Here is a 26,155-nt window from a genome sequence, read left to right as displayed (position 1 = left end):
GAATCGATGATGAGCAAAATTTTGGAAGTCAAAGACTTGCATGTGTCTTTTAAAACATATAAAGGGGAAGTCAAAGCGGTTCGCGGCGTTGATTTCCATTTGAACAAAGGGGAAACCATCGCGATTGTAGGTGAGTCAGGTTGCGGGAAGAGTGTGACGTCGCAGACGATTATGCGGCTAATCCCCAATCCGCCAGGGGTGATCAAACAGGGGGAAATCATTTTTGAAGGCACTGATTTGACCAAAGCGTCAGAAAAGCAGATGGAGAAAATCCGGGGTTCGGAGATTTCGATGATTTTCCAAGATCCGATGACCTCCTTAAATCCGACGTTGACGATCGGCACGCAGATCATGGAAGGGCTGATCAAACACCAGAAGTTAGACAAAAAGACGGCGCGGGAAAAAGCGATTGAAATGTTGCGCCTGGTAGGGATCCCTTCGCCTGAGTCGCGATTGGATCAATACCCACACCAATTTTCCGGTGGGATGAGGCAACGGGCCATGATCGCGATTGCGTTGGCTTGCCAACCGAAGGTGCTGATCGCGGACGAACCGACAACGGCGCTGGATGTGACGATTCAAGCGCAAATCATTGACTTGATGAAAGCTCTGCAAGAGAAAACAGGTACTTCCATTATTCTGATCACCCATGATCTCGGGGTGGTGGCTGATATCGCCGACCGCGTTGTTGTCATGTATGCTGGCAAAGTAGTGGAAAGCGGAAAATTGGAAGAGATTTTCTACCAACCTAAACATCCGTACACATGGGGATTGTTGGGTTCCATGCCGCGCTTGGACTTGTCCCGCGACCAAGAATTGCTGCCGATTATGGGTACGCCGCCAAACTTGCTCGACCCACCCCAAGGATGTCCTTTTGCGGCCCGGTGCCAACATGCGATGAGTATTTGTACGCAAGAAATGCCCGAGCTGGATGAGGTGTCTTCCACACACCAGGTGGCATGTTGGTTACAACATCCGATGGCGCCCGAAGTCAAACCGCCAACGGCTGCAGTAGGAGGGAAGTAAGATGAGTAAAAACAAAGAAGTGATCTTGTCCGTTAAAGAACTCAAAAAGCATTTTGATGTGGGCGGCGGCCAAATCGTCAAAGCGGTCGACGGGGTCAGCTTTGATATCTACCGTGGCGAAACGCTAGGCTTGGTGGGTGAATCGGGGTGCGGCAAATCGACCATCGGCCGAACCTTGATCAGACTGTACAATCCGACGTCTGGTAGCGTCACTTTCAAAGGTGTCAATGTAAATGACTTAAAAGGCCCAGAGCTGAAGAAATTCAACCGCGAAATGCAAATGATTTTCCAAGATCCATACGCGTCCCTCAACCCGCGGATGAACGTGTTGGACATCATCGCCGAGGGTATCGACATCCATGGTTTGGCGACAGGGGAAGAGCGCCGCAAACGGGTCGTAGAGCTGTTGGAAACAGTCGGTTTGAATGCCGATCATGCTGAACGGTTTCCGCATGAGTTTAGCGGCGGCCAGCGCCAGCGGATCGGGATCGCCCGTGCGTTGGCGGTGGAACCAGACTTCATCATCGCCGACGAACCGATCTCCGCGTTGGATGTGTCGATCCAAGCGCAAGTGGTCAATCTGATGCGCCGCTTGCAAAAAGAAAAAGGGTTAACCTACCTCTTTATCGCGCATGATTTGTCAATGGTGAAATACATTTCCGACCGAGTCGGCGTGATGTACTTGGGTAGCATGGTTGAATTGGCGGAAAGTGACGCGCTGTATGATGAACCGTTGCACCCTTACACCGAGGCATTGCTGTCGGCGGTGCCGATTCCCGATCCAGAAGTGGCCAAAACGCGGGAACGCATTATTTTGGAAGGGGATGTACCAAGCCCCATCAACCCGCCGAGCGGTTGCCGCTTCCGCACGCGTTGCCCCAAAGCGATGGACATCTGCGCCACGGCGGTACCAGAGTGGAAAGAAGCGAAACCGAACCACTTTGTCGCATGCCATTTATATAACGAATGATCTATTGAAGCCCGGACAGTTAGAGGTCCGGGCTGTTTCATTTTATGAGCTTGAGAAAATGCGCCAAATTTCTTGCGCGGCTAGCAACACAAACAGAAGCACACCAGCCAACAACATCAGATTGGTTAACCACCGGTTACGATAAGCCGCATCCAGTTGCTTGGCGTTGAGCAGGAACAAGAGCGTGATGGCTAGAAAAGGCATGAACAGGGCCCCTAGCACACCGTACAGAATGACGAGACTGACGGGTTTGCCCCAGAATAGTAGAAGCATAGGCGGAAAGGTGAGCCAAGCGACATAAAAGCGGTAAGTGGGTGAGGTGGTGCTGATCGGGGTGGTGTCCGGTTCGCGTTTAATTTGGCGCATCCAGTCGGCGAAAAGGTAGGAGACGCCATTCCACACCCCTAGCACGGATGTGAAAGAAGCGGACCAAAATCCTAGCAGGAACAACCAGCGAACGGGAGTGCCAAACTTGTCGCCCAGCATCTGGGCCAAGGTGATCAGCCCTTTTTCATCTTGGATGACGATGCCAGAGCCATAGAGGAATTCTGCACCCACGATAAGCAACGACAAGGTGAAAATGGCCGTCAACGCATAGGCTAAGCCCGAATCAAGACGCATGACTGACAGCCAAGCCGGGCTGGACCAGCGTTTTTCTTTGATCCAGTAGCCATAAGAGGCCATGGTGATGGAACCGCCTACCCCGCCGATGAGACCGAGTACAAAAATGAAAGAACCGTCGGGGGCATTAGGAATGAGACCTGAAAAGATTTTCGTCCAATGGGGGAAGACCAACACTGCCGATCCTACCACTGTTACAAACATCAATCCAGTCAAAGCGGTCATCACTCGTTCGAACAATTGGTAACGGCCTAGAAAGATGAGGGCAAACGCAAGCAAGCTGTGCACGATAGCCCACGTGTTGAGCGATAATTGTGGAAACATTGCCGTCGCTGCCAGAGCGGTGGAGGTGGGGCCAGCGGCGCCATAGATGAAGCCCCATATCATGAGGTAAGCACCGAAATACACGAGCGTCCAGCGGCCAAGGGTGCGCCAACCCTGCAAAAGCGTTTGCCCTGTGACCAAATGGTAGCGACCAACCCCTTCATTCAGCGTGTATTTCAACAGAGAACCAAGCAGAATCGCCCAGATGAAGGCAACGCCATAATTCGTTCCGGCAACGAGAGCGGCGATCAGGTCGCCCGCGCCCACACCGGTGGCGGCCGCAATCAGTCCGGGACCGAGTAGGGGCAGTTTTTCCTTCAATGAGGAAGGGGGAAGTGGTGCATGCATGGCATGTCCCTCCTAATGATCTGAGTTGTGGCGAAATGTGACCGACAATGGCTTTTGCCGTTCACAGGGACTTTTATCCTCATTGTAGCAAACGGGCACCCGCTGTTAAACGCACTATTCGGAAAAAACGTCCGATTTCAAATAATACCTATCAATTTTCTTCCTTTTTATGTAAAATAAGAAAAACCCCTCTAACGCGTAGAGGGTTTTTGGTCTTAGAGAACTTGTTCAACTTCGCGCACTTCTGGAATTTCTTCCATCAATGCGCGCTCGATGCCGGCTTTCAGCGTGATTGTCGAGCTTGGGCAGCTACCGCAAGCGCCAAGCAGACGAACGCGGACGATTCCATCATCGGAAATTTCCACCAATTCCACGTCACCGCCGTCGCGCTGAATGTACGGACGCAATTTATCTAATACTTCTTGTACACGCTCTTGTACGTTCATGGTTAATAAACAACCCCTTTCCCATATAGATGGGTTCACTCAATAAAGCAGGTGAATCACATTCATTGTAGGTTACTTTCTTAACAAAATCAATGTCCATTTGGCATGCCTTTGTCAGTCGGGGCAAAACGGGATGTTCCGAAGTCGATCTTTTTAGTTGACATGTTTCTTGTTAAGATGAGTATATCGTCCTATATATTATGAGGATGACAATGTATGGAAGAAGGGGATTGACCGGCGCGCTTGCAGCCTGGCTTCGGCTTAACAGCTGAAACGCTCCCCATGCCCAGGCTGGCCCGCGTGTCGTGATAAATCGATCCACCCTCTTTCTGTATCATTTGGTTAAAGGGGCAACTCCTATGAAAAAAATGATTGTTGACGATATTAGAGAGTTGATTGGCCACACGCCGATGATGCGTTTGCATCGCATGGGGTTGGCCAAAGGGGTCGAGCTGTATGCCAAACTGGAGTATTTCAATCCTGGAGGCAGTGTCAAAGACCGCTTGGGCATGGGCCTGATCCGGGATGGGGAACGGAGCGGACGGCTTAAGCCGGGCGGTACGATCGTTGAGCCGACAGCGGGAAACACAGGCATCGGCTTGGCCTTGGCAGCAGTTGGCACTGGTTATCGCGTGATTTTTGTCGTGCCGGAGAAGTTTTCGGAGGAGAAGCAGGAGCTGATGCGCGCGCTGGGTGCGGAAGTGGTTAACACGCCGACCGCTGAGGGCATGATCGGAGCGATGAACAAAGCGCTGGAATTAACGAAAGAGATTCCCGGGGCTTATTGCCCTCAACAATTTACCAACCCTGCCAACCCACAGACGCATTATGAAACGACAGGGCCGGAGATCTGGGAGCAGATGGACGGCAAAATCGACATCTTCGTCGCCGGGGCGGGTTCTTCGGGTACGTTTATGGGGGTGGCACGCTATCTGAAGGAGAAAAACCCGGACATTAAAACGGTGATTGTGGAGCCAGAGGGTTCAATCATCGCTGGTGGGGAGCCTGGCCCGCATAAAACCGAAGGGATTGGGATGGAGATGTTTCCTGAGTATTTCGATTGGAATATGATAGATGAAGTGGTCACTGTATCAGACGAAGACGCGTTTCGGCTGGTGAAGGAATTGGCCGCGAAAGAGGGATTGCTGGTCGGCAGCTCTTCCGGTGCGGCTTGCCATGCGGCGTTAAGTTTGGCGGCAAAGGCACCGGAAGGGACTCGGATGGTCACGGTCTTTCCTGACAGCAGTGAACGCTATCTCAGCAAAAAAATTTACCAGGGTGGTGTATGAGATGAAATTGGATACAAAAATGATTCATGGCGGCGTCTTTGGCGACCCTCACACAGGCGCGGTTAGTGTGCCGATCTATCAAGTGTCGACCTACAAACAAAAAAGAGTGGGAGAACATGCGGGTTATGAGTACTCGCGCACAGGAAACCCCACTCGAGCTGCTTTGGAGACGTTGATCGCTGATCTGGAAAACGGAGCGAGAGGCTTGGCTTTCTCGTCGGGCATGGCGGCGATCTCCACTTTCCTGTCTCTCTTTAACACCGGCGACCACTTGATTGTGGGTGACGATGTGTACGGGGGAACGTACCGGGTGATCAGCCGTGTCTTCAACCGGATGGGTCTCAATGTTACCTTCGTGGACACCAGTGATCCGGATGCAGTGCGCGCGGCGCTAAAGCCCAATACGAAGGCGATTTATATGGAAACCCCCAGTAATCCGCTCCTTAAAGTGAGCGATATTGAAGCGTTGTCGCACATTGCGCGGGAAGCAGGCGCTTTGTTGGCCGTGGACAACACATTCCTCACCCCCTATTGGCAAAACCCGCTCGACCTGGGGGCTGACGTGGTGATTCACAGTGCCACCAAGTATTTGGGTGGCCACAGCGATGTGGTAGCTGGCATCATTGTGACCAAAGACGCGCAATTGGGGGAAGAGCTGCATTTTCTGCAAAATTCGATCGGCGGCATTCTCGGCCCGCAAGATTCATGGCTATTGATGCGTGGGATTCGCACCCTTGGCTTGCGAATGAAACAGCATGAACGAAACGCCCACATGCTGGCGACATGGTTAAGCGAGCATGACCGGGTGCAAAAAGTGTACTATCCCGGCCTCGCTCAGCATCCAGGACATGAAGTGGCGGCTAAACAGGCCCGAGGCTTTGGGGGGATCGTCTCCTTTGACGTCGGCAGTGCGGAACTGGCTGACCAAGTCATGGAAAAAGCGCGTTATTTTGTGTTAGCTGAAAGCTTGGGAGCGATCGAGAGTTTGATTTCCGTGCCCGCGCGGATGACGCACGCTTCCATTCCTGCCGAACGGCGGCGTGAGCTGGGGATCACCGATGGATTGATCCGTATCTCTGTGGGAGTGGAAGACGGAGAAGATTTGTTGATGGATTTGGAACAGGCTTTATCCTAATCTTCCAGGGGAAAGAGTTGACATCAATGAAAACGATAACCGTATTTGTGTATGGCGCTGAGCAGATTTGCCCCAGTTGCGTCAATTTCCCTTCAGCCAAAGAGACATCGTCTTGGCTGGAAGCGGCTTTAAAAAGGAAATACGGTGAACAAGTGGATGTGCGCTACGTGGATATCCATGAACCGGTTGGCTCGGCGGAAACGGTGGCGTTCGCCAAGCGGGTGCTGGATGAAGATCTCTGGTATCCGGTGGTCGTCATCGAAGGAGAGATTGTAGCGGAAGGAAACCCCAAATTGAAAGAAATCTGTCAAAAAATCGAGCGTGTGGGGGTAAAGCAATTAAGTTGAACCCGGAGAAAAAGTTCTGGCATCAGGCCAGAGCTTTTTTATTGTCAACCATAGTTGGAGGCGAGCCCCTCTGTGCAAAGCGCTGAATGAACACATGCTTAACCATTTGCCTCGATTAATTATATTGTTTTAATGGTAAATATTGATGGATTCAAAATCTATTATTGCTTCGAATAAAGAAATACAGGTAGGATAGGTTGTTATTCCTTTATATAGCAGGAGATTCATGATGTAGACAAATTTTAGATGTAGCAACTCTTTTAGAATTCTTTATTATATAAGATGTTGTGGTGCAATACGGATTGATTAACTCTTGAATAGGAGATGAGAAGAATGTGGCTCATCCCCATATTTATGGGCATTCTTTTATTTTTAGGAATTTGGGAAAAGCGGAAACACCAGAAGAATATTGATTCGATTCCGCTGCGTATCAACATCAACGGGATTCGCGGTAAATCGACCGTTACGCGCCTGATCACCGGGGTGATGGTGGAGGCGGGATACCGCGCAGTCGGCAAGACGACAGGAACGGCGGCGCGCATGATTTATTGGTACAAGGATGAAGAGAAGCCGATCAAAAGACGGTTGGAAGGTCCCAATATCCGCGAACAAAAAGTGGTGGTGGCTGAAACGGCTCGGATGGGAGCCAACTGTCTGGTGAGTGAATGTATGGCGGTAAATCCTGACTATCAGATCATTTTCCAAGAAGAGATGTTACAAGCCAATGTTGGGGTGATCGTAAATGTGCTGGAGGACCACATGGATGTGATGGGACCTACCCTGCGCGAAGTGGCTGACGCTTTTACAGCTACCATCCCATACAACGGTCACTTGATCGTGTCGGACGGGCCGTATGTTCCTTTTTTCAAACGCGTGGCAAGGCAACGTAAAACACAAGTACATGTTGCCGATAACTCCCGTATTTCCGAGAAATTTTTACGTCAATTTGATTACATGGTCTTTCCTGAGAACGCCGCTTTGGCGCTAGCGGTTGCAGAAGCGGTGGGGATTGATGAAGAAACGGCATTCCGTGGCATGCTTAACGCGCATCCCGACCCGGGTGCCATGCGGATTCTGCCATTGGAACATAGTGACACACCCTCTTACTTTGTGAATGGATTCGCGGCTAATGACGCGGCTTCCACCTTGAATATTTGGGAGCGGGTCAAAATGCTGGGCTATCCGACGCAAGATCCCATTGTGGTGATGAATTGCCGTCCGGACCGGGTGGATCGCACAGAACAGTTTGCTAGGGATGTGTTGCCGCACATGCAGATAGATACGTTGGTGGTGATCGGCCAAACGACGCAACCGATCGTGGAGGCCTATCAGGCGGGTCTCATTAAATGCAACACATTGTTGGATTTGGAAGACCAACCGACGGAAGCGATCATGAAGGCCATCAAGCCGAAGCTACAAAATCGGATGGTGTACGGAGTTGGCAATATCCACGGTTCCGCCGAACCGTTGTGCGAGATTTTTGAGCACATGAATCAGCAAGCGAAAGAAGAGCGAAACCGGGCCTACAAAAAGAAAGAATCCCCCGGGAAAAAGGTCAAAGTTGCGCAAATTGTCAGCTAGGAGGAAGATTTCGTTGTTCGGTTCAGATTTATACATTTCTTTGATTATCGGCGTTGTTCTCAGCCTGCTATATGCAGAAAAAGTGGGCGTCGTGCCTGCGGGCTTGATCGTTCCGGGGTATATGGGCCTCGTGTTCGATCAGCCCATCTTCGTTGGAACGGTATTGCTCATCAGCTTTTTGACGTATTTGATTGTGACGAAAGTGGTGGCGCGGTTTACCATCTTATACGGCCGCCGCAAATTTGCTGCGATGCTCATGGTAGGGATCGGGTTGAAACTGATTTTTGACTTGTTCGCTCCGATGGTTGTTCCTTATGTACCTTTTGAAATGCAAGAGTTTCGCGGAATTGGAATCATTGTTCCGGGGCTGATCGCCAATACCATCCAAAGGCAGGGATTGGTTCCGACAGTGGGCAGCACGTTGCTACTCAGTGGATGCACGTTCCTGATCATGTTTGTTTATCAATTGTTCTAGGAAGTGAAAGAAATGTTGACCTGGAGGCAAAAACTGCAACGATACATTAAGAAACAAAAGAAAAAAGCCACCGTTCACACCGTGATCGCTACGGTCTTCACGGTGGTGTTGATCAGCGTATTGAACGCTACCGACCGGCCTCAAGAAGTGTCAGTGAAAAAAGATCCCAATAGCGTACTGACCATCTCCATGGTTGGTGACATCATGTTCGGCCGGTATGTCGGCTATGCCATCGTTCCGCGGTTTGGTTATGATCATCTGCTCAAATACGTGAAGCCGTATTTTGCGGCATCTGATTATGTGACAGGGAATTTTGAAAACCCCATCACCAACCGCGAAGGATATCCGGAAGCGGATGTGCAGATTCATCTCAACACGAAGCCAGAAGCGGTCAACGCATTGAAAAAAGCCAAATTTTCTTCAGTCAGTTTGGCCAACAACCACATCAAGGACTATGGAAAACAGGGGTTGTTGGATACGTTAAGAGCGTTTGACGGGCAAGATATTGACACGGTGGGCGCTGGACGTGACTTGAAAGAAGCGAGCCGCATTTCGTATCAAACCGTCAATGGCATCAAAGTGGCCGTATTGGGTTTTTCCGATATCATTCCTAGGGATTATCGAGCGCGAAAAGACCGTTCGGGCATTGCGCCGGCGGACCCAGATGTGTTCTTCCCTCTGGTGGCCAAGGCGAAAAGCAATGCGGATCTTGTTTTGGTGCACATGCATTGGGGCTTGGAATATGACAGTGGCTATCATCCACGTCAACAAGGCTTGGCCCGCGCTTTGGTGGATGCCGGCGCAGATGTGGTGATCGGACACCACCCTCATGTGTTGGAACCGGTGGAAGTGTATAAACAAGGCGTGATTTTGTACAGTCTTGGCAATTTTGTGTTTGACCAAGGTTGGTCCCGCACCCGAGAAAGCGTGCTGGTTCAATACAAAATCTTGCATGGTGGGAAAAAAGCCAAGTTGGAACTTCACCCCATGGTGATTCGCGAAGGGCAGCCCCGTCCGCTAACGAGTTGGTCGAATGTGTACCGGCGTGAGAAAATCTTCAACCAATTGACAGAGGAATTCATGTACAGTGATAAATGGAACCAGACATGGACACGCGAAGGGGATTACATATCCCGGATCATTCCGCTGTCTGGTAAGGGAAGACAGCCTGCAGGCAAATGAGGCAGCAGGAAAAGAGGGGAAGGGAGAGAAACGTGAGCAATAAAAACATGCATATCCTTCTTTCCATCCTAGTTGTGGTAGGAATGATATTTGCTTATGTGTATGAAGGAAATAAATATAACCCCAAGGTGTTTGAACAAACGATCCCCGCTAAAAAAAATTATAAGTATGGCGTCGCCGCTGCCCATCCTGAAGCGGTGAATGTGGGGATGAAAGTGCTTGAACAAGGGGGTAACGCCGTTGACGCTGCCATCGCCGTCGGCTACGCGTTGGGCGTGGTGGAGCCGTTTGGTTCCGGCATCGGCGGGGGCGGCACGATGTTGATTCATCCGTACAGCAAGAAACAGAAGCCGATCGTGATCGATTACCGGGAAACCGCCCCGTTCACCGGGTTGATTCCTGCTAATGGTGTAGGCGTGCCCGGGTTTGTCAAAGGGATGGAGCTGGCGCATAAAGAATACGGGTCGATGCCAATGGATCGCTTGATCCAGCCTTCTGTCGAACTGGCTGAACGCGGGTTTGAGGTGACGGCGTTGTTAAGCGGTCGGTTGCGGGATGCCCAATTTCGCATGAATGTGAAACAGATGCCCCACTTTTATCCGGACGGCAAACCGATTCAACCTAAGCAATTGTTGCAACAAAAAGAGTTAGCTGCGACATTAAAGGCGATTCAAACAAATGGTGCCAATGCTTTTTACAGTGGCATTATCGCCAAGGATATTGAACTGGCATCTAAGGGTGTCAAGGCAAGTGACTTAAAACGTTACCAAGCAACCAAAAAAGAACCGTTGAAAGTGAAGTATAATGATTTTGAAATGGTGACAACCCCACCGCCGAGCGGAGGGCTGATGTTGGCGGAAGCTCTGTTCATCGCCGATCAGATCAATGTCGAAAAGACCAAAGACCTGTCGGCTGATTTTATCCATTTGCTCGGAGAAACGGAAAAACGCGTACAAGGGGCGCGCATGAGAAACATTGGTGATCCCAATTTTATCAATGTCCCGGTGGAAGATATGTTAAGCAAAGATTATATTAAACGCTTGTCCGCCGACATCAACAATGAACGCATCTCCCTCCAATACAAACAAGTGGTCGACTCGATGGCTGATAAAGAGGATCATGACAACACGACCCATTTTGTGGTTGTTGATAAAAAAGGGATGATGGTCTCGGTCACCAACACGCTCAGTAACTTCTTCGGTTCAGGTATTTATGTGGACGGCTTTTTCCTTAACAATCAGCTGAAAAACTTCAGTATCCTGGCAGGTTCGCCCAACCGAGCCCAATTGGGCAAAAAGCCGATCAGTTATACGGCGCCGACCATCTTCACCAAGAACGATCGACCAGTGCTGGGGATCGGTAGCGCCGGGGGGAGAAGAATCACACCGGTTTTGACGGAAGTGATTTTGCGGCTGTTAGAGTATGATATGCCGATGCAAACGGCAATCAACCAACCGCGTTTCATCGTTGAAGGAAACGTCATCTATGTGGAGAGAGCCTTGCCGCCGGAAGTAGAGACGGAATTGAAACGAAAAGGGTACACGATCGTGTTGAAACCGGCTAGCCTGTTCTACGGCGGCGTGCAGGGGATTCGGGTGAACCGGAGTCAAAACACGATCGAAGGAGGATTTGATAGCCGGCGTGATGGAGCGTTCCGCTTCTCAGACTAATGGAATTTTTGTGGAGGCATGACGGAAGATGAAACGGTTAATCAGCATTCTCACCCCATTTCTTGTGATTGGGTTCATCATGTACATTTTGATTGATTTTCGGCGGGTCGAGGTGCTAAGTGCAGAAGAGAAACAGGCGATTGATCGCTATCGACAAGAGTTGGTTAAAGGAACGCTACTTAACAAGAATCAAAATGACGGGGTTTTTTTAAAGCAAGATTTTGACCAAATCGCTACATCGCTGGAATTGTTGCATGAACACTCCCATTATCATGTCTTCGGTCCGGAATGGGGGGAAAGATTGGCCAACCCCGCTCGTGAATTCAACAAGATCCAAGCGATTCTCAACAAGCCGATGTATAAAGGGGACACCGCGCACCAAGCATTTTTACAATCATTGCAGGCTGATCTGACGGAGTCGCGCAAGCAGATCGGCAAGCGGTTGGGGCACGACATCTTGGATGACTTGGCGACGCTGGTGTTCACGAATGAGATTACCGAAGAACGACAATGGAGTAATGCGAAGACAATTCAGGTGATGAAGGATCTCGGCGTGAAACTGATTAAGGAAGACGCGAAGTCCGGAGTGACCCCTCCTGGCCAGCAGCCTGCCAAGGCGCCGGCTGGCACACAATCGAACCAGCCGTAACAAGAAGCTCTCGGGTACTAAGTACTCGGGAGCTTCTTGTTATCTGCCCTTTCACGCGAGATTGTTGGGAAAGCGAAGGAAGACGTGTATAATGTTTTATATGTAGTGAAGCATATTATTGGAGTGAAGATAGATGATTCCTTTAGTGGAGTTTTGTGTAAACAACCTCACGCCGGAAGTGCTGGAAGTGAAGAATAAATTGGAGCAAGACCCAGGCATCGATGTGCTAGAATACGGTTGTTTGGGGAATTGTGGCATTTGTGCGCAAGGTCCTTATGCCTTGGTGAACGGGGAAGTGGTTGCGGCTGGGACGGGGGATGACCTGTACCGCAAGATCAAAGAAGCCATCGATGAGATGGAAGTACGTTATTAAACGCGAAAACGCAAAAGGGCACGGAGTTTAAATGCTCCGTGCCCTTTTGCGTTATTCATAGACTTTGATTTCATTGTAGAACGTATCGCGTTCCACGGCGGTGCGATTAGCTCCCTGGATAAGCCAGACGAGTTCATCGCGGGTAAGCGCTTGTTGTGTCAGTGCCCCTGCCGCATGGCTGATGCGTTCTTCCACCAGCGTGCCGTGCAAATCGGATGAGCCAAAATGCATTGACAGCTGAGCCAATTGGGTGCCGATGTTGATGAAGTACGCTTTGATATGCGGGAAGTTGTCCAGCATCAGACGGCTGATGGCGATGGTGCGCATGTCGTCCATGGCGGAAGTGCGCCGCTTGATCGATGCGTTGACACTGCGGGGTTGCATGGCCAACGGAATAAAGACCATAAATCCGCCGGTCTGATCTTGCAGATCCCGGACGCGCAGCATGTGAATCAGGCGCTCCTCCAAGGTTTCAATCGAGCCGTACAGCATCGTGGCGTGGGTTTTCAACCCCAAGCGGTGGGCGATACCGTGGATTTCCAGCCATTGGTCGGTGCTGGCTTTGTCCGGGCTCATTTTGAGCCGATAGCGCTCAGTCAAGATTTCGGCGCCGCCTCCCGGCAAGGTGTCCAATCCGGCATCGATCAGTTCTTTGAGCACATCTTCGTAAGAGCGGCCAGTCAGACGTGAGAAAAACTCGATTTCGGCAGAGGTGTATGCTTTGATCGTGACATGAGGATAGTGTTTTTTCAAAATGGAGATGGTTTCCAAGTAATAGTCAAACGGAACGGTGTGATTGTGACCGCCGACAATATGGAATTCGCGAATCCCTTGTGAGTAGCGGGTGCCTACGTATTCCAAGATTTCGTCAGCAGACATGGTGTAGGCGCCCTCAGCGCCGGGATCGCGCCGGAAGCCGCAAAATGCACATTTGGCTTCGCAGACATTGGTTGGGTTGATGTACATATTTTGAATAAAGTACACTTTGTCGCCATTCCGTTTTAAATTCACTTCATTAGCCAATTGGCCGATGGTGAGCAAATCGGGGGATTGGTACAGTGTCAACCCGTCTTCAAGGGTCAGGCGCTCTCCATGCTGTACCTTTTCCACGATGGGAATCAAGTTTTTGTCCGTAGGGGTGATCATGAGTGACATGCAATGTCCTCCTTCCGAAACCGCATCTTTTTGATTTAAGTTTTTATTGTTCCATTCAATCAGGATGATTCCACCTTATCATATCGACATATGGAAGGCATGCTGCTTTCGAGTTCTATGCGACTTTTTTGCACGGGCGCCTGTCTTAGCGCATGTCATGAGCCGAAATGCAACCGAAATGGGCAACCCTCAGCTGTGAAAAATTGCACATAAATGCGTAAAGCTTCACATGCGCTTGGCAACTCCCGTCCCCTTTATTTCGATTGCCTAAATAATTGATTGCAATTTCCCCTATCCATTCTAACACAAAGACTTTGTGCTGAAAATAAGCGGAAGAAATCGGTCATCATGTCGAAATTCCACTCATTTGATTGTCGAGCATGCCAGTTTGTGGATGAGAGTAGAAGCAAGGGATGGGGTGCGCAAGCCCCTGACCGCGACAAAGAGCGAATAAATGTTGACATTTTTTTACAAATTGGTAAAAATACCGTTTTGCCCTGTCGGTCTCCTTGACAACATGTTGTCTAAATGGTAAGTTTAATCAAACAATTTGTAAAATGAACATCTAATGTTCTGCTTTTTGTCAGTCGCTATAAAAGAGAAATTGTTTTTTCGAGGTTAGAGAGGGTTGGGTCAGATTAAGGGGAGGAGGGCTTAGCGTGGAGTTTTGTGGTTCGCTCGCTGAGCGCATGGAATGTGTCCGTAAGCGGATGGAAAAGGCTGCGCTAGACTTGGGATTGGGACATCCGCAGGTGTATCAACTCAGTCAAGAATTGGATCACCTGCACAATATGTGGGAAAAGTCGTGTTCTGGTCGAAAAAGGGAGAATGTGTACCATATTCGGTCAAGTATGGTGCAATCCAAAGAAGCGAACGAGCATATAAGATATAAGGTCATGTAGCGAGTCGCTTGGTTGTGCGTCGGGGTGATTCCTTAGTATACTGGTATCAGAAGGAGGGGACACCCGATGATTACGTTGACTGAGCAAGCCGCTTTCAAAGTAAAAGAAATGATGCAAGATCAAGAGAACCCTGAAGCCCTGTTTCTGCGCGTAAGTGTGCAACATGGCGGATGTAGCGGATTTTCTTACGGGCTGGGGTTTGATGAAGATAAACAAGACGGTGATGCGTTGCTGGAACAGCATGGGGTGCGTATACTGGTCGACAAAGATAGCCAACCCTTGCTGAAGGGCACCGTGATTGATTACAAAGAATCCATGATCGGAGGCGGGTTTAGTATTGACAATCCCAATGCTACCGCCACCTGTGGCTGCGGCTCTTCATTCCGTACTGCGACCGATGCAGGTAAACCGAGTGATTGCTGACGGCAGTTGTGAGGATCGCATAAGAATAACGCTGTAACCATGGGCTCGCCCCCATCTGCTTCGCAAAGCTGCGACGCGGTGGGGGCGGGCTTCATTCATGTGTAAAGCCAGCTTTACTGCATGCAGGGTTGTTTTCCCTGGGCAGGTGTCATGGCGCGGTCACTTTTTGCAGGTAAAACGACCGCTTTTCGCTGGTATCATGATGGATATCACTTTGCAAAAAAGGGGAGAGAAGGATGCGACTGTTTGAGCGGTTTGGCAAACAGGGCAGGGATGCGGTGGATGAGCTGCAAGAGGTCTATGAGGAAATGGTACAGTTACATAACCGGCTGGAAGCTTGTGAACGCGAGTGGGCTCGGCTACGGGATGTGGATGAGCAGTTGCGGGAAGCTGAATTTGTAAGGCATTCGGCCAAAGCAGTTTCGGACAAACTGAATGAAGTCTACCGGGATGTGCAACTGATCAGTGAAGCGATCCGGACAGATGACAGGGAAACGAGACGGTTTGTCGTTCAACAAGTTCACCAAATGGAATCGCTGGCCAATCAGACGATTGCCGAATCAAAGGAAGCTCTTGCAACCGAAGTGGCCGCATTGAAAGCGGAGTTGCAGAAGTGGATCGATGAGTCGCAAGCTGAGTGGAGGGCGGGGGTGGAAGCAGAATGGCAAGAACGCATGAACCGCCTGGAAGAAAAACAGAACCAACTCGAGTCGACGATGCAATCGTTGCAAGATCAACTTCGCGAGCAACAGAAAAAGGAACAAGCGCTGGCTGATTTGGCTACGAAGTTTGCGCAAAAAGAAGCGGACTGGGAAAACAGGTTGAAGCGAAGAGGGCGTTTGGTGATGATCGCCATACTGGTGTGCTTCGCCCTATCGGTATGGTCATTGTATGCATCGTTAATTGCCTAAAGGTGGAGTAAAGCCCACGGCGGTGATCATGGCAATGTTCCGCCGTTTTTTATTTGCTTCACTCTTTAGTGTGTCTGATGAAAAAGCAAGCGGCAGAAAAATCATTTTCTCATTTGTTTCACACGTTAATAGAGAAGAGGTTTTTTCCGCCGCTACTTCACACTTACTTGATGCCAGACATGGCTAGTACTTCTGTTCTTGAATGAGTTGGACTCCTTCATAACCGCAATGTCGGCAAGTGGTATAGTGTGGGCACTGATGGGTGCGGGCATCGATGAGCCCATCAGTCAGTTTGGCGTCGTCGATGGGACGATATGGGCTGTAATCCCCAAATAGATCCATGTATCGGCCGTTGTCCACTAGTGGTTGCCCACAGGTGGGGCATGAGGCGGCAAAAGGGCTGAATCCGTTGCAAACGGGACAAGACAATGTCGACTTGGGATGCATGGTCATCCTCCTTTGCCATTTAATTTGCCTCTAGGTGGGAAAAACATGCAACTTGTGGCCAAACGGGCGAGACGGGCTCAAATAAGTGTTTTCGGAAAGAATATGGATGCGGATGCACTTCCCCGTATCCCGCATCAGCGACCACGGAACATTACGCACAAAAGTCTGTTCTTGACAGTGATAAAGCGCAAAACTCCCGCTGGCGCGCGGGAGTTTTGTTATAATTTCAAGTTGGAGCTATGGCCGGGTTGTAGTCTTGCTTCGGGGTCTAAGTATTGTTTGGCGTTGTTTACGGCGGTGGGCGCTTCACCAAAGCCCACGGCAATCAATTTCACTTTGCCAGGATAGGTGGCGATGTCACCGGCGGCATAGATGCCCGGGATGTTGGTCTCCATGCGGGAGTTGACTTTGATAGCACCGTTTTCGATTTCCAAGCCCCACTGCGCAATCGGCCCCAGGGAAGAGACAAATCCGTAGCTTACGATTAACGCATCCGTCTCCAATGTTTCGGTCACCCCGTTCTTTTTGTCAATCAGGGTGACTCGCTCAATGCGGTCATCCCCGTGCAGGGCTTCGATTTCACGCGGGGTGATGACGCGGATGCTGGAGTTTCTCATCTGTTCCACACTGTGCTCGTGGGCACGGAATTTGTCGCGACGATGCACCACGGTGACGCTGTTGGCGATTGGTTCCAGCATGAGGGCCCAGTCTACTGCGGAATCACCGCCCCCTGCAATCAAGACGTTTTTACCGGCGAATTGCTGCTTGTCTTTGACAAAATAGAAGAGGTTAGCGTTTTCAAATCGTTCGGACCCGGCTAACCCTAGTTTGCGGGGCTCAAAAGCGCCGCAACCCGCGGTGATGATCACAGACTTGGCGCGGTGAATTTGTTTGTGCGTGACAATCTCAAACAAGCGTTCCTCTTTTTTATTTACTTCCAACACTTTCTCATCTAAGCAATAAATAGGATTGAAGTGTTTGGCCTGCTCAACCAGATTGTTGACCAATTCTTGGGCCATCACGCGGGGAAAGCCTGCTACGTCATAAATGTATTTTTCGGGATACAGTGCGGAGAGCTGGCCGCCCACTTGGGGCATGCTCTCAATCACTTTGACCGAAGCGTGGCGCATTCCGGCGTAAAAGGCCGCAAACAAACCCGCGGGACCGGCTCCGATAATAGCGATATCAGTCACCTGCGCATCCATGTGTGGTTGTGTCATGTGAACACCTCCGCAATATTCTTAATATGGCAATTAAATCTCTATGCGTTTCTATATATAATACCTTAAACCAAAAGAAGGGGACTATACGAATTGATAAAAAATTACCAAGCCAGATACACAGAGGATAATGGTGAGGGTTGTGTGACAGAATGAAAACAAAAAGCTCTTGCCAAAAGAACGTGAAAATCATATCATAAACAATGGCATGATTCAATAAGGACGATAAGGTAAGACTTCCCCAGTTTGTGAGGAATTAATCATAACAAGTAGATGGATGTGATCAATGATGAGTGTACCTAAAATTGTTATTCTGGGTGCAGGCTATGGCGGTCTCATGACAGCAAAAGGCTTGGCGAAAGAATTGAAAAGCAACGAAGCAGAGATCACGTTGGTGAACCAAAACTCTTACCATTATGTGACGACGGAGCTTCATAAGCCGGCAGCCGGTACTTCCCATCATGACCATGCGCGTCTTTCGATTCCATCCGTGATCAATACGAAACGGATTAACTTCATTCAAGACCGCGTGACGGCGATCAAGTTGGAAGAGAAGGAAGTCCAATTGGAAAGCAACGAGCCGCTCAAATACGATTATTTGGTCGTGGGCTTGGGTAGCGCACCAGAGACTTTTGGTATCAAAGGTCTGATGGAGAACGCATTCTTCATCCGCAACATTGCCAGCGTGCGCGCGATCCGCGAGCATATGGAATACATGTTTGCGCGGTATGCGCTCGAGAAGAAGGAAGAGCTGATCACCATCGTGGTGGGTGGCGCTGGCTTCACAGGGATCGAGTATGTAGGAGAATTGGTTGACCGGATGCCTGAACTGTGCCGTGAATACGACATTCCGTTGGAGAAAGTTCGTATTGTCAACGTGGAAGCTGCGCCGACCGTGTTGCCTGGATTCGACAAAGAGCTGGTTGAATATGCAGTGAAATACTTAGAAAGCAAAGGCGTCGAATTCTTGATCAGCACCCCTATCGAAGAATGCACCGAAGAGGGTGTCATTTTGAAGGGTGGACAAGAGATCAAAGCGGCCACCGTGGTATGGACCGGAGGTGTGCGCGGTAACAAATTGGTTGAGGAATCGGGTATCGAGACCATGCGCGGCCGCGTCAAGGTAGACGAAAACCTGCGCGCGCCTGGTTATGACAATGTCTTCATTATTGGGGACAGCTCTTTGGTGTTCAATGAAGATGAGCGCCCATACCCACCGACGGCGCAAATCTCTACCCAACAAGGACAATACTTGGGCAAAAACTTGGCTGTGAAGTTGCGCGGCGGAGAAATGAAGCCGTTCAAATATATGCCAAAAGGTACCGTTGCCTCTCTTGGCCGCAAAGAAGCGATCGGTGTGGTTGGCAACAAGAAATTGATGGGTGGATCAGCAGCATTCATGAAAAAGCTGATCGATTTGCGTTGGTTTTATCTTTTGGGTGGTTTGTCATTGGTATTGCGCAAAGGAAAGCTGTAATCAGTCACCGGCCCTTCAACTGAAAGGGTCGGTTTCTTTTTTGTTTGTTGATGTATTTATTTGAAAAAATGAGAAACTACTTGTTGTTATCGCTTACATCCATGTTTTTAAGAGGTTACCAATTCATTTGCGTGTTTATTTATTTATTATTATCATATATAATATTCGGAAAATAGAGTAAAAAAAGGGGGATGGATCATGCTGAGATCGAATAAAGGCAGGAAAGACACTTGCAAATACTGTGAGGGAAACGGTTATGTCACCTTGCTCCTAGGTGGTTCGGAGACGTGTTATGCCTGCAAAGGGAGCGGTAATAAAAAATCGCGTTAACATATAATATACAGAAATTTCCCAATGTTATATAAATTATGTCCAGTCCCGTAGCCCGGGACTTTTTGCTTTATAGTGTGTTTAGCGCATCGATGATGTCTGCGTGGTTAATACAGGTGAACATGGGTACGTCACGCAATGTGTAACGGCTTGCTTCGGTTTCGCGCAATTCTTGCACGAGGTTTAAGAAGTCTTTGGCGTCATCCGCTTCAAACGCGACCACAAACTCTTGGTCGTCAATACCGAAGCTGTAAGTGGTGTTCAACTTGACGGATGGATATTTGCTTCCTACTTGGATATGCTCGTCCATCATCCCTTGACGTGCAGGGAAGGAGAGCTGGTACCAGTCGCGCGTTTTGACAAAAGGATAGATGAACAGATATTTGCTTCGACCCGGAATGATGTGGGTGCGGGGATTTTGATGTTCAGGGTCCATTTTGTCTACGTAGACGCTACGCTTCGTCATGGAGAGATAAGAATATGTGATGGTTAGGTATTTGCCCAAGCCGGTTCGCATAAGTTGGCTGGTCATTTCTTGGAACGTTTCCAATTCGTTGGCGATCCGCCAGAGCATGAATTCGGCATCAGCTCGAATTCCCACCAACGAATAGGACAGAACAAACATGCCTGGTTTGTTTTGGAACTCTTTCACAACCGCGGCAAACTCTTCTTTGCCTTTTTGTTGTTCTGCGTCGCTGAGGCGGCGCCATGCTGGATCTACTTTGAAGAATGTAAAGTTGACAAATTGGGTTGGGAGATTTGGGCGTTTCGGCGCTTCTTCACCGGTTTGTGCCCCTGGTCTTCCTGAGAAGGAAGGTCTGCCTTGTGGACGCATAATGAAAGTCCTCCTTTTGCTTTATCCAACCCCTATTGTAGCGAAAGAAGAGAGAAAGAAGCAAACGGCTTCAACAAATCGCCATCATTTTCCGGTCGCATTGACCAAATGGGTTATTTTCAGTACAATGAGTGAGGATTTTTAATGATGACGGAGGCGGTTAACTTGTATCTCGCCCAGTTAATTATTTCCATTCCGCTGCTCTTTGTGCTGTTTTTTGGAATCGGATTTATTTTAAACATGATCTTAAAGACCACATGGCTTCCACTGATCATCTTTTTCGGAGTCGCCTTTTATGTGGGTAAAGATGTCAACCAAATATTTACAGCGGTCAACGCGGTTCTCTTTTTCTCGGGTTTGGCGGGCGCGATCGGTGGCATATGGACGATCAAGACGTTGCGCCAAAAAGGGTATCGCATGTTTTGATCTGGTGCACGAAGTGATCCGGAACCCAAGGTTTCGGATTTTTTTTGCGCTTCAGTCGCTCATGGGCGAAGCCGCGTGTCTTGATACGGGTCCCCTTCTTCAGGCGCGCGAAAGCGATCAGGATAAAGCAGGTGCGCCACTTGTTTGACGCCGAGCAATAGGCGCGGAGATGGCCGGCAAAACCATCCTTCTTCCAGGATGTGTATGTTCCCCTTTTCGATCAGGGGGGTTCCCTGCCAAGCGGGACGGGAGGTGAAGAAGGTGGTCTTGATTCGCTCTCGCGGAACGCCCGTCCATGTGACTAACACATAGTCAGGTTGCCGTGCGGCCACGTCGCCCCAGTCCGTTTGCACGCTTTCGGCGTCGTGATCGGCATAAATGTTGGTTGCGCCAACGAGTTGGCAAAGTTCCGTGAGCCAACTTTTCCTGCCGGGAGTGAACACGGGTTTGGGCCACCACTCAAAATAGAGCCGCGGTGTGGTTGTTTGACGTGGAATGGCGGCTTGTATGAGGGATATCTCCTGCAAAAAGCGTTGTTTGGCAGCTCGCCCTTGCGAGGGGATGCCGAGGGCGTCGCCAAGATAGACGAAATCTTCTGCAATATCTTTTAGGGTCTTGGGATTGAGAACCAAGGTGGGAATTTCTGCTTGTTTAAGTTGCGTGATGTTTTTCTCCATTCCCGGTACGCTGAGGGAGGCGATGACCAAATCTGGACGCAACGCCTTGACTTTGTCAATGTCTATGTCCAGATCTGGTCCCACCCGGGGCAGATGCTGCCATGTATGCGGCCAGTCGGAAAAGTCGTCTAGGCCGCATACTTCTTCACGCAAGCCCAAGAAGTGAAGCATTTCGGTGTTACTCGGACAGATCGATATGATGCGTTTCATTCCCTATGCCTCCTCTTGAGTTGGGCTGTTAATACCAAATGAAATACATCAAAATGGCAACCAGCGTGCCAAACCAGGCGCCAGTGAATACTTCAATTGGTTTGTGGCCCAGAATCTCTTTCAATTTGATTCGGGTTTCCGAGGACGGTTTTTCATTTAGATGGCGAATCTCGCGGAGCAAAAGCGAGAAGTCTTCTACCAGTTGGTTCAATACTTGAGCGTGCATGCCGGCTTGTCTTCTCACTCCAGTCGCATCATACATGACAATGATGCCGAAGATCGTGGCAATGGCGAATGCAGGTGAGTTCCAGCCTGAGGTCAACCCGATGGAAGTGGCCAAGGAAGTGACGGCGGAGGTATGGCCGCTGGGCATGCCGCCCGAACTATATGACCAATTCCAGTCCCACTGGCGGGTGATGGTGTAATTCCAAGGAACCTTCAGCAGTTGGGCCAGTGTGATGGCGATAAGTGATGTCCAGAGAGGAAAATTGTGTGCCAGTTGTTCCAGCATCGATCGGGGTCACCCTTTCTGAGAAGTGCGGTAAACGGATTCTACGCTTCATCGGCTCATTTTAGTTAATGTGTGTATTCGTTTTTGACGGGGGCTCGATTCCCCGGGCCACCGAGGATGGTGGTTGTGTGTGAGTGGCGGGTTTCCGCCATCTTTTGCTATTTTGTCAGAGATAAACTATTTCATTATATTATATCCTACCCTTTTTTTAAAACGACGGATCCTCTTTTTTGAAGAGGAGATTAGAAGCGGATGGGCGAATCTTTCTTATGCCTTTTTAAACATGGATGGAAGGGGGAGAAAGCGACATTCGCCATGTTTTGCGGAGGCGGATTTGAATGATTTGTTCAGGAGGCAAGCTAATGAATAATTATTTGCCGGGGTTCGCCCGACTGCTTGACCGATGTGAGTGTCCCAAATGCGGCAAGGGTTTTGGTGTGTTGCAAGGAAGTCAGTCGGACATCGTCCAATGTCCCACCTGCGGTGAAAGGGGCTCAAAACACCTTTTTTTAACGACAGACAGTCTTTTGTTTGAATTGGCCCTTTCGCGGCAGAAGATGGCCAAAGCGGTATGGCAAGCAACAAAGGATGACCAGCCCAACATGTAAAAAAATTTTTTTTAAAAAGGGTTGTCAATCGAGTAAAGCTGTGTTATATTTAATTTCGTTGTTACGAGTTGCCGAAGTGGCGGAATTGGCAGACGCGCACGACTCAAAATCGTGTTCCCGCAAGGAGTGTGGGTTCGAGTCCCACCTTCGGCACCATCTTACATACCGAAAACTCACCACATATTCATTGGGATATGTGGTTTTTATTTTTTTACAGCCGTTATCCCATTCGTTCTTGACTTAGCCACAAACGCGTGTTAGATTGAATTTCATCCACCTGCTGATATCATGCTGGGGTGGCGGAATAGGCAGACGCACAGGACTTAAAATCCTGCGGTGGGTGACCACCGTGTCGGTTCGAGTCCGACCCTCAGCACCAACCAAGCCTTGACCTGTTGCAGGTCAGGGCTTTTGTCATTTTGGCGGATCAAAAGGCAAAAACGCCCCGAAACTGTCGAGGCGTTTTTGATGATGTCAAGTGAGTGAGGCGACATAATAGGAAGAACCCGTCATGCGCAACAACTCGTTTTTGTCTGGGCCTTCGTAAACCGAGTCAAGAATATGTTTGAGCACAAGGTAAGCGGACAAGGGCTCTGCGAGGTAATTTTCCATATAGAAACGGCGCGTCTCCGGGCATAAGATGAACGCACGCAAGTCTTCCAATTGCTTTACCCGGTTTTTGATCACTTCCAAAATGTCCGGCCGATCCGCGAACAGCTCGCCTTCGCGCCATGTCAATGTGATATGGTCAAACAGCCAGCCTTTGACAGTGAATTCTCTTCTATGTTTCATGGCTTCCTCCTTTTTCCCGATTACTTTAGCGACCTATTATCCTATACGGCGTTAAGGAGGACATTCCTGCTATAGATAACGAAGAAATACTATTGAATTAAGAAATAATATTCGGATAAGTGCAGGTCAGGGCTTTATGGCGTTTAGGGCGCGAAGGCGGCATGCTTATCGCTTTTTGACCACTTGGAACTGATCGCCGATCAAGAGCCAGTTTTGGGGAAAGGCGAGACCGAGCCGCCAATAGCTGATGCCACGAAGCCCGAGCTCTTTGACCAAATTGATTTTGGCCTGGATGGAGCGGGCGTCTTCAAACCAGACGGTATGCCGGTTGCCAGCATCGTCGACATAATTGAAGTGGGGTGCTTGCGCGACAGGGTCATACTGAATCTCTACGTTTTCCCTGGCGGCGATGGCGATGGCTTGTTGTGGACTCAAGCCCCTGGCAGGCGGATTGCCTGGGCGGTATGGCAAGGTCCAATCATAACCGTATAGATTTTGACCCAAAGAGATTTTGTTTGCAGGCATTTCGCTTAGAGCGTAATCAACTACCCTGCGCACTTCGTTGATGGGGGAAACCGCCATGGGAGGGCCACCACTGTACCCCCATTCGTAGGTCATCAGTACCACAAAGTCGGCAACTCGGCCGTGAAAGCGATAATCATGGGCTTCATACCATTGCCCGCGTTGGCCTCTGCTGGTCTTGGGAGCGAGAGCCGTCGAAACCGTAAAGCCCAGCGGGCGCAGGCGGTTGACTGCTTTTTCGAGAAAGCGGTTGTATGGCTCGCGATCTGGGGGAGGCAGAAATTCAAAGTCGAAGTGGATGTCACTGTATCCTACGTTGTTAGCTGTTTCGATGATGTTGTCCAATAACCGATCCTGCACCTCGGTGTTGTTCATGATGATGTGCCCAATCTCCTCACTGAATTGATCTTCTTCTTGGTTGCTGATCACCATCGCCAATGCGACGCGGTTGCGGCGGGCGATGGCGGGCAGTTGGTTTGTTTCTGGGGCTTGTAGCGAGCCATCCCGCCGAACGCGGTAACTGGCGACAGAAAGGTAGGTCAGGTATGAAGAGACTTGTTCCGTTTCCCGGCGGAGTGCTTCGCTCAATTGGGTGTCAGGCTCAATATAAGCGTTTATTTCGGCTGGCCGTTTGGCTGCTGGTGGGATGTAAAGCCGCATACCGATACGCAAGGGGGTTTGCGGGGACAAACGGTTGATTTGAGCCAGCCTAAATGGGGGTACACCGAAGCGCCTGCCGATCTTGTAAAGGGTGTCCCCACGCTGTACCCAATAATATTGCCCTGAAATGGGAATAACCATCGCTTGCCCAGGTACCAGATCTTGCGGATTGGGCAAGCGATTGGCCTGTTCGATCACATCCGCCGAAAGGGAATAAGCTTCGGCGATGCCAGGCAGTGTTTGCCCCCTGGCCACGACATGGATTTGCATGATGAAAACTCCTTTCGCCGCAAACATTTCTTGTTTCATATGTATGAGTCGGCAGGTCAATTATTCAGATAGGAGAGATTTCGTGATGAGAGTTTTACTTGCTCCTGATTCGTTTAAAGGTTCTTTGGCCAGTGTGGAAGCAGTACGAGTGATGGACAGGGGATTGCGGCATGTTTTTCCCGATGTGGAGACGGTGCCTTTTCCCATGGCAGACGGAGGAGAAGGGACGGCTCGTGCGCTACGGGAGATCATTGGCGGACAGGATATCAATGTTCCTGTCACCGATCCTCTGGGCCGAAAGCGGTGGGCTTCGTATCTGTGGGTGGCCCAACAGCGGTTGGCTGTTATCGAGACCGCGTCTGCCTCTGGCTTGCCGCTTCTTGCCGAACAGGAGCGTGATCCGGCGAGAGCGTCGAGTTACGGGACGGGATTGTTGATTCGACATGCGTTGGATCAGGGCGCAGATAGGCTGATCCTAGGCTTGGGCGGCAGTGCTACCGTGGACGGGGGAATGGGGTTATTGAGGGCGTTGGGGGCGCGTTTCACCGACTCGAAGGGAGAAGAGCTCATGGGTGACGGTGCTTCGTTGTTGCGGGTGGCACAGGCGGATTTGACAGGACTTGATCCCCGGCTCAGACGAATCGATGTGAGTTTGGCGACCGATGTGGAGAATCCGTTGCTTGGCTCCGAGGGAGCGGTGTCAGTCTTTGGGCCCCAAAAGGGAATGCAAAGCAGGGATATCCCTGCTTATGAAGCGGGGATGAGCCGCTACGCCGAAGTGATGTGGCGGGTGACGGGCAGGGATGAGCGGCGAGCACCGGGGAGTGGAGCGGCAGGCGGGATTGGATTCGGTTTGTTGTCTTGTTTGGGATGCCGGAGGGAAAGCGGGTTTGATTTGATTGCTTCGCAGGGCGGGCTTATGGAGAAAATGGCCGAGGTGGATCTGGTTTTCACCGGGGAAGGGTGTTTTGACAGCCAATCCTTCTATGGCAAAGTGCCCGTCAGCATTGGGCGAATGGCTAAACGGCTGGACGTGCCTGTTATCGCCTTTGCTGGCCGAATCGAAGGGGAGCAGGTGACTCTGCCGGATGTGGGTATCTCATTGTTGGTACCCATAGTGGATAAGACCATGTCATTGGCAGAGGCGCTCGACCAAGCTGAACCGTTATTAGAAAAGGCAGTGTGGCGGGTGGCTACAGCCATCAAGCTGGGAAGTGGACGAGATCAACAATCTAGAAGATAAAACTAATCCAATATATAAAAGATATATTGAATATTTTAATGATGAGAGATATGATATTTCTTGTTGTACACATATAGCGAAGGGGTTCATCACATGAAAA

General features: G+C 49.9%; 29 protein-coding genes, 2 tRNA genes and 1 pseudogene. 22 read left to right on the top strand and 10 right to left on the bottom strand.

The genetic code is table 11. The annotated features are described in order from the left end of the window. The first annotated feature begins 9 nt into the window (after positions 1-9). Positions 10-1,026 (top strand): ABC transporter ATP-binding protein, encoded by a 1,017-nt coding sequence (locus CLV36_RS09960; protein ID WP_106342632.1) that lies wholly within the window; start codon positions 10-12, stop codon positions 1,024-1,026. Between the two features lies 1 nt (position 1,027). Continuing rightward, entirely contained in the window at positions 1,028-1,996 is a 969-nt protein-coding gene (locus CLV36_RS09955) for an ABC transporter ATP-binding protein (RefSeq protein ID WP_106342579.1), read from the top strand. 42 nt (positions 1,997-2,038) lie between these two features. Here the strand turns inward: CLV36_RS09955 and CLV36_RS09950 are convergent, their stop codons facing one another. Both CLV36_RS09950 and CLV36_RS09945 read right to left on the bottom strand, forming a co-directional pair. Then, on the bottom strand, positions 2,039-3,289 hold the full coding sequence (locus CLV36_RS09950) for an Nramp family divalent metal transporter (RefSeq protein WP_106342578.1): 1,251 nt from the start codon (positions 3,287-3,289) through the stop codon (positions 2,039-2,041). 215 nt (positions 3,290-3,504) lie between these two features. Continuing rightward, a complete protein-coding gene (locus CLV36_RS09945) occupies positions 3,505-3,735 on the bottom strand; it encodes a NifU family protein (protein ID WP_022737806.1) in 231 nt (76 codons plus the stop codon). 368 nt (positions 3,736-4,103) lie between these two features. On the opposite strand from CLV36_RS09945, the gene cysK reads away from it, so the two are divergent. The 9 genes and pseudogenes from cysK (at position 4,104) to CLV36_RS09900 (ending at position 12,436) form a co-directional block, all read left to right on the top strand. Further along, entirely contained in the window at positions 4,104-5,024 is a 921-nt protein-coding gene (gene cysK / locus CLV36_RS09940) for a cysteine synthase A (RefSeq protein ID WP_106342631.1), read from the top strand. 1 nt (position 5,025) lies between these two features. Continuing rightward, positions 5,026-6,159 carry a bifunctional cystathionine gamma-lyase/homocysteine desulfhydrase gene (locus CLV36_RS09935; RefSeq protein WP_022737808.1) on the top strand — a complete coding sequence of 378 codons (1,134 nt, stop codon included), beginning with the start codon at positions 5,026-5,028 and terminating at the stop codon, positions 6,157-6,159. A 26-nt stretch (positions 6,160-6,185) separates the two neighbouring features. Then, a complete protein-coding gene (locus tag CLV36_RS09930) occupies positions 6,186-6,506 on the top strand; it encodes a YuzD family protein (RefSeq protein ID WP_106342577.1) in 321 nt (106 codons plus the stop codon). A gap of 333 nt (positions 6,507-6,839) precedes the next feature. After that, positions 6,840-7,982 (top strand): annotated as a pseudogene (gene pgsB / locus CLV36_RS09925) (poly-gamma-glutamate synthase PgsB); the annotation flags it as partial. 118 nt (positions 7,983-8,100) lie between these two features. Then, positions 8,101-8,562 carry a poly-gamma-glutamate biosynthesis protein PgsC gene (gene pgsC / locus CLV36_RS09920; protein WP_022737811.1) on the top strand — a complete coding sequence of 154 codons (462 nt, stop codon included), beginning with the start codon at positions 8,101-8,103 and terminating at the stop codon, positions 8,560-8,562. A 12-nt stretch (positions 8,563-8,574) separates the two neighbouring features. Next, positions 8,575-9,744, top strand: coding sequence for a CapA family protein (locus tag CLV36_RS09915; RefSeq protein ID WP_106342576.1), 1,170 nt, complete (start codon positions 8,575-8,577; stop codon positions 9,742-9,744). A gap of 32 nt (positions 9,745-9,776) precedes the next feature. Beyond that, positions 9,777-11,414, top strand: coding sequence for a gamma-glutamyltransferase (gene ggt, locus CLV36_RS09910; RefSeq protein ID WP_181352971.1), 1,638 nt, complete (start codon positions 9,777-9,779; stop codon positions 11,412-11,414). Between the two features lie 28 nt (positions 11,415-11,442). Beyond that, the gene (locus CLV36_RS09905; protein ID WP_106342575.1) at positions 11,443-12,063 is read left to right on the top strand and encodes a hypothetical protein; all 621 of its coding nucleotides are present in this window, start codon (positions 11,443-11,445) and stop codon (positions 12,061-12,063) included. A gap of 133 nt (positions 12,064-12,196) precedes the next feature. Further along, complete coding sequence (locus CLV36_RS09900; RefSeq protein ID WP_102991579.1) at positions 12,197-12,436, top strand: YuzB family protein; 240 nt, start codon at positions 12,197-12,199, stop codon at positions 12,434-12,436. Positions 12,437-12,487: 51 nt separating this feature from the next. On the opposite strand, the gene mqnE is transcribed toward CLV36_RS09900, so the two are convergent. Next, on the bottom strand, positions 12,488-13,591 hold the full coding sequence (mqnE, locus tag CLV36_RS09895) for an aminofutalosine synthase MqnE (protein ID WP_106342574.1): 1,104 nt from the start codon (positions 13,589-13,591) through the stop codon (positions 12,488-12,490). A 659-nt stretch (positions 13,592-14,250) separates the two neighbouring features. On the opposite strand from mqnE, the gene CLV36_RS09890 reads away from it, so the two are divergent. From CLV36_RS09890 to CLV36_RS17315, 4 genes are all read left to right on the top strand, one after another. Then, on the top strand, positions 14,251-14,493 hold the full coding sequence (locus tag CLV36_RS09890; RefSeq protein WP_022737816.1) for an aspartyl-phosphate phosphatase Spo0E family protein: 243 nt from the start codon (positions 14,251-14,253) through the stop codon (positions 14,491-14,493). 66 nt (positions 14,494-14,559) lie between these two features. Beyond that, entirely contained in the window at positions 14,560-14,916 is a 357-nt protein-coding gene (gene erpA / locus CLV36_RS09885; protein WP_106342573.1) for an iron-sulfur cluster insertion protein ErpA, read from the top strand. A gap of 236 nt (positions 14,917-15,152) precedes the next feature. Then, complete coding sequence (locus CLV36_RS09880) at positions 15,153-15,827, top strand: hypothetical protein (RefSeq protein ID WP_106342572.1); 675 nt, start codon at positions 15,153-15,155, stop codon at positions 15,825-15,827. Between the two features lie 28 nt (positions 15,828-15,855). After that, a complete protein-coding gene (locus tag CLV36_RS17315; RefSeq protein WP_181352970.1) occupies positions 15,856-16,014 on the top strand; it encodes a hypothetical protein in 159 nt (52 codons plus the stop codon). Here CLV36_RS17315 and CLV36_RS09875 read toward each other — a convergent pair. After that, positions 16,011-16,274: a hypothetical protein gene (locus CLV36_RS09875; RefSeq protein ID WP_102991583.1), complete on the bottom strand. Its 264-nt coding sequence runs from the start codon at positions 16,272-16,274 to the stop codon at positions 16,011-16,013. The genes CLV36_RS17315 and CLV36_RS09875 overlap by 4 nt on opposite strands. A gap of 218 nt (positions 16,275-16,492) precedes the next feature. Next, complete coding sequence (locus CLV36_RS09870) at positions 16,493-17,479, bottom strand: NAD(P)/FAD-dependent oxidoreductase (RefSeq protein WP_106342630.1); 987 nt, start codon at positions 17,477-17,479, stop codon at positions 16,493-16,495. A gap of 304 nt (positions 17,480-17,783) precedes the next feature. Between CLV36_RS09870 and CLV36_RS09865 the strand changes: the two genes are divergently transcribed. After that, complete coding sequence (locus tag CLV36_RS09865) at positions 17,784-18,971, top strand: NAD(P)/FAD-dependent oxidoreductase (protein ID WP_181352969.1); 1,188 nt, start codon at positions 17,784-17,786, stop codon at positions 18,969-18,971. Between the two features lie 198 nt (positions 18,972-19,169). Next, positions 19,170-19,301, top strand: a complete 132-nt coding sequence (locus tag CLV36_RS17310; RefSeq protein WP_181352968.1) for a YuiA family protein — start codon at positions 19,170-19,172, stop codon at positions 19,299-19,301. Between the two features lie 70 nt (positions 19,302-19,371). Here CLV36_RS17310 and CLV36_RS09860 read toward each other — a convergent pair whose 3' ends face one another. Further along, entirely contained in the window at positions 19,372-20,136 is a 765-nt protein-coding gene (locus CLV36_RS09860; RefSeq protein ID WP_102991585.1) for a chlorite dismutase family protein, read from the bottom strand. Between the two features lie 147 nt (positions 20,137-20,283). Here CLV36_RS09860 and CLV36_RS09855 point away from each other — a divergent pair, with 147 nt between their 5' ends. Continuing rightward, positions 20,284-20,562 carry a YuiB family protein gene (locus CLV36_RS09855; RefSeq protein ID WP_245888339.1) on the top strand — a complete coding sequence of 93 codons (279 nt, stop codon included), beginning with the start codon at positions 20,284-20,286 and terminating at the stop codon, positions 20,560-20,562. A gap of 59 nt (positions 20,563-20,621) precedes the next feature. Here CLV36_RS09855 and CLV36_RS09850 read toward each other — a convergent pair whose 3' ends face one another. Together CLV36_RS09850 and CLV36_RS09845 are read right to left on the bottom strand one after the other, a co-directional pair. Then, on the bottom strand, positions 20,622-21,449 hold the full coding sequence (locus CLV36_RS09850) for an ABC transporter substrate-binding protein (RefSeq protein ID WP_106342571.1): 828 nt from the start codon (positions 21,447-21,449) through the stop codon (positions 20,622-20,624). A 28-nt stretch (positions 21,450-21,477) separates the two neighbouring features. Beyond that, positions 21,478-21,960, bottom strand: coding sequence for a divergent PAP2 family protein (locus CLV36_RS09845; RefSeq protein ID WP_106342570.1), 483 nt, complete (start codon positions 21,958-21,960; stop codon positions 21,478-21,480). A gap of 362 nt (positions 21,961-22,322) precedes the next feature. On the opposite strand from CLV36_RS09845, the gene CLV36_RS09840 reads away from it, so the two are divergent. From CLV36_RS09840 to CLV36_RS09830, 3 genes are all read left to right on the top strand, one after another. Further along, a complete protein-coding gene (locus CLV36_RS09840; RefSeq protein WP_106342569.1) occupies positions 22,323-22,568 on the top strand; it encodes an FmdB family zinc ribbon protein in 246 nt (81 codons plus the stop codon). Between the two features lie 70 nt (positions 22,569-22,638). Then, a tRNA-Leu gene (locus CLV36_RS09835) sits at positions 22,639-22,724 on the top strand. Positions 22,725-22,858: 134 nt separating this feature from the next. After that, positions 22,859-22,947: transfer RNA gene (locus CLV36_RS09830), tRNA-Leu, on the top strand. A gap of 95 nt (positions 22,948-23,042) precedes the next feature. On the opposite strand, the gene CLV36_RS09825 is transcribed toward CLV36_RS09830, so the two are convergent. After that, positions 23,043-23,360: a hypothetical protein gene (locus tag CLV36_RS09825; protein ID WP_106342568.1), complete on the bottom strand. Its 318-nt coding sequence runs from the start codon at positions 23,358-23,360 to the stop codon at positions 23,043-23,045. Positions 23,361-23,525: 165 nt separating this feature from the next. Beyond that, positions 23,526-24,812 carry a glycoside hydrolase family 18 protein gene (locus CLV36_RS09820; RefSeq protein ID WP_106342567.1) on the bottom strand — a complete coding sequence of 429 codons (1,287 nt, stop codon included), beginning with the start codon at positions 24,810-24,812 and terminating at the stop codon, positions 23,526-23,528. 85 nt (positions 24,813-24,897) lie between these two features. Between CLV36_RS09820 and CLV36_RS09815 the strand changes: the two genes are divergently transcribed. Next, the gene (locus CLV36_RS09815) at positions 24,898-26,055 is read left to right on the top strand and encodes a glycerate kinase (protein WP_181352967.1); all 1,158 of its coding nucleotides are present in this window, start codon (positions 24,898-24,900) and stop codon (positions 26,053-26,055) included. The last annotated feature ends 100 nt before the right edge of the window (positions 26,056-26,155 follow it).

It is taken from the genome of Laceyella sediminis, assembly GCF_003003125.1.
GTDB classification, from domain to species: Bacteria; Bacillota; Bacilli; order Thermoactinomycetales; family Thermoactinomycetaceae; genus Laceyella; species Laceyella tengchongensis.
Note: the sequence above shows the minus strand (reverse complement) of the source record. Positions and strands in the feature narration are given on the sequence as shown.

Excerpts from the sequence above, each read along its gene's own strand:
- CLV36_RS17310 (WP_181352968.1), top strand. The coding sequence starts at position 19,170 with ATGCTGAGATCGAATAAAGGCAGGAAAGACACTTGCAAATACTGTGAG.
- CLV36_RS09880 (WP_106342572.1), top strand. The coding sequence starts at position 15,153 with ATGCGACTGTTTGAGCGGTTTGGCAAACAGGGCAGGGATGCGGTGGAT.
- CLV36_RS09875 (WP_102991583.1), bottom strand. The coding sequence starts at position 16,274 with ATGCATCCCAAGTCGACATTGTCTTGTCCCGTTTGCAACGGATTCAGC.
- mqnE (WP_106342574.1), bottom strand. The coding sequence starts at position 13,591 with ATGTCACTCATGATCACCCCTACGGACAAAAACTTGATTCCCATCGTG.
- CLV36_RS09845 (WP_106342570.1), bottom strand. The coding sequence starts at position 21,960 with ATGCTGGAACAACTGGCACACAATTTTCCTCTCTGGACATCACTTATC.
- erpA (WP_106342573.1), top strand. The coding sequence starts at position 14,560 with ATGATTACGTTGACTGAGCAAGCCGCTTTCAAAGTAAAAGAAATGATG.
- CLV36_RS09950 (WP_106342578.1), bottom strand. The coding sequence starts at position 3,289 with ATGCATGCACCACTTCCCCCTTCCTCATTGAAGGAAAAACTGCCCCTA.
- CLV36_RS09955 (WP_106342579.1), top strand. The coding sequence starts at position 1,028 with ATGAGTAAAAACAAAGAAGTGATCTTGTCCGTTAAAGAACTCAAAAAG.
- CLV36_RS09915 (WP_106342576.1), top strand. The coding sequence starts at position 8,575 with ATGTTGACCTGGAGGCAAAAACTGCAACGATACATTAAGAAACAAAAG.
- CLV36_RS09825 (WP_106342568.1), bottom strand. The coding sequence starts at position 23,360 with ATGAAACATAGAAGAGAATTCACTGTCAAAGGCTGGCTGTTTGACCAT.
- CLV36_RS09855 (WP_245888339.1), top strand. The coding sequence starts at position 20,284 with ATGACGGAGGCGGTTAACTTGTATCTCGCCCAGTTAATTATTTCCATT.
- CLV36_RS17315 (WP_181352970.1), top strand. The coding sequence starts at position 15,856 with ATGGCAATGTTCCGCCGTTTTTTATTTGCTTCACTCTTTAGTGTGTCT.
- CLV36_RS09840 (WP_106342569.1), top strand. The coding sequence starts at position 22,323 with ATGAATAATTATTTGCCGGGGTTCGCCCGACTGCTTGACCGATGTGAG.
- CLV36_RS09935 (WP_022737808.1), top strand. The coding sequence starts at position 5,026 with ATGAAATTGGATACAAAAATGATTCATGGCGGCGTCTTTGGCGACCCT.
- CLV36_RS09820 (WP_106342567.1), bottom strand. The coding sequence starts at position 24,812 with ATGCAAATCCATGTCGTGGCCAGGGGGCAAACACTGCCTGGCATCGCC.
- CLV36_RS09900 (WP_102991579.1), top strand. The coding sequence starts at position 12,197 with ATGATTCCTTTAGTGGAGTTTTGTGTAAACAACCTCACGCCGGAAGTG.
- CLV36_RS09905 (WP_106342575.1), top strand. The coding sequence starts at position 11,443 with ATGAAACGGTTAATCAGCATTCTCACCCCATTTCTTGTGATTGGGTTC.
- cysK (WP_106342631.1), top strand. The coding sequence starts at position 4,104 with ATGATTGTTGACGATATTAGAGAGTTGATTGGCCACACGCCGATGATG.
- CLV36_RS09960 (WP_106342632.1), top strand. The coding sequence starts at position 10 with ATGAGCAAAATTTTGGAAGTCAAAGACTTGCATGTGTCTTTTAAAACA.
- CLV36_RS09815 (WP_181352967.1), top strand. The coding sequence starts at position 24,898 with ATGAGAGTTTTACTTGCTCCTGATTCGTTTAAAGGTTCTTTGGCCAGT.
- CLV36_RS09850 (WP_106342571.1), bottom strand. The coding sequence starts at position 21,449 with ATGAAACGCATCATATCGATCTGTCCGAGTAACACCGAAATGCTTCAC.
- CLV36_RS09870 (WP_106342630.1), bottom strand. The coding sequence starts at position 17,479 with ATGGATGCGCAGGTGACTGATATCGCTATTATCGGAGCCGGTCCCGCG.
- CLV36_RS09945 (WP_022737806.1), bottom strand. The coding sequence starts at position 3,735 with ATGAACGTACAAGAGCGTGTACAAGAAGTATTAGATAAATTGCGTCCG.
- CLV36_RS09865 (WP_181352969.1), top strand. The coding sequence starts at position 17,784 with ATGAGTGTACCTAAAATTGTTATTCTGGGTGCAGGCTATGGCGGTCTC.
- CLV36_RS09930 (WP_106342577.1), top strand. The coding sequence starts at position 6,186 with ATGAAAACGATAACCGTATTTGTGTATGGCGCTGAGCAGATTTGCCCC.
- CLV36_RS09860 (WP_102991585.1), bottom strand. The coding sequence starts at position 20,136 with ATGCGTCCACAAGGCAGACCTTCCTTCTCAGGAAGACCAGGGGCACAA.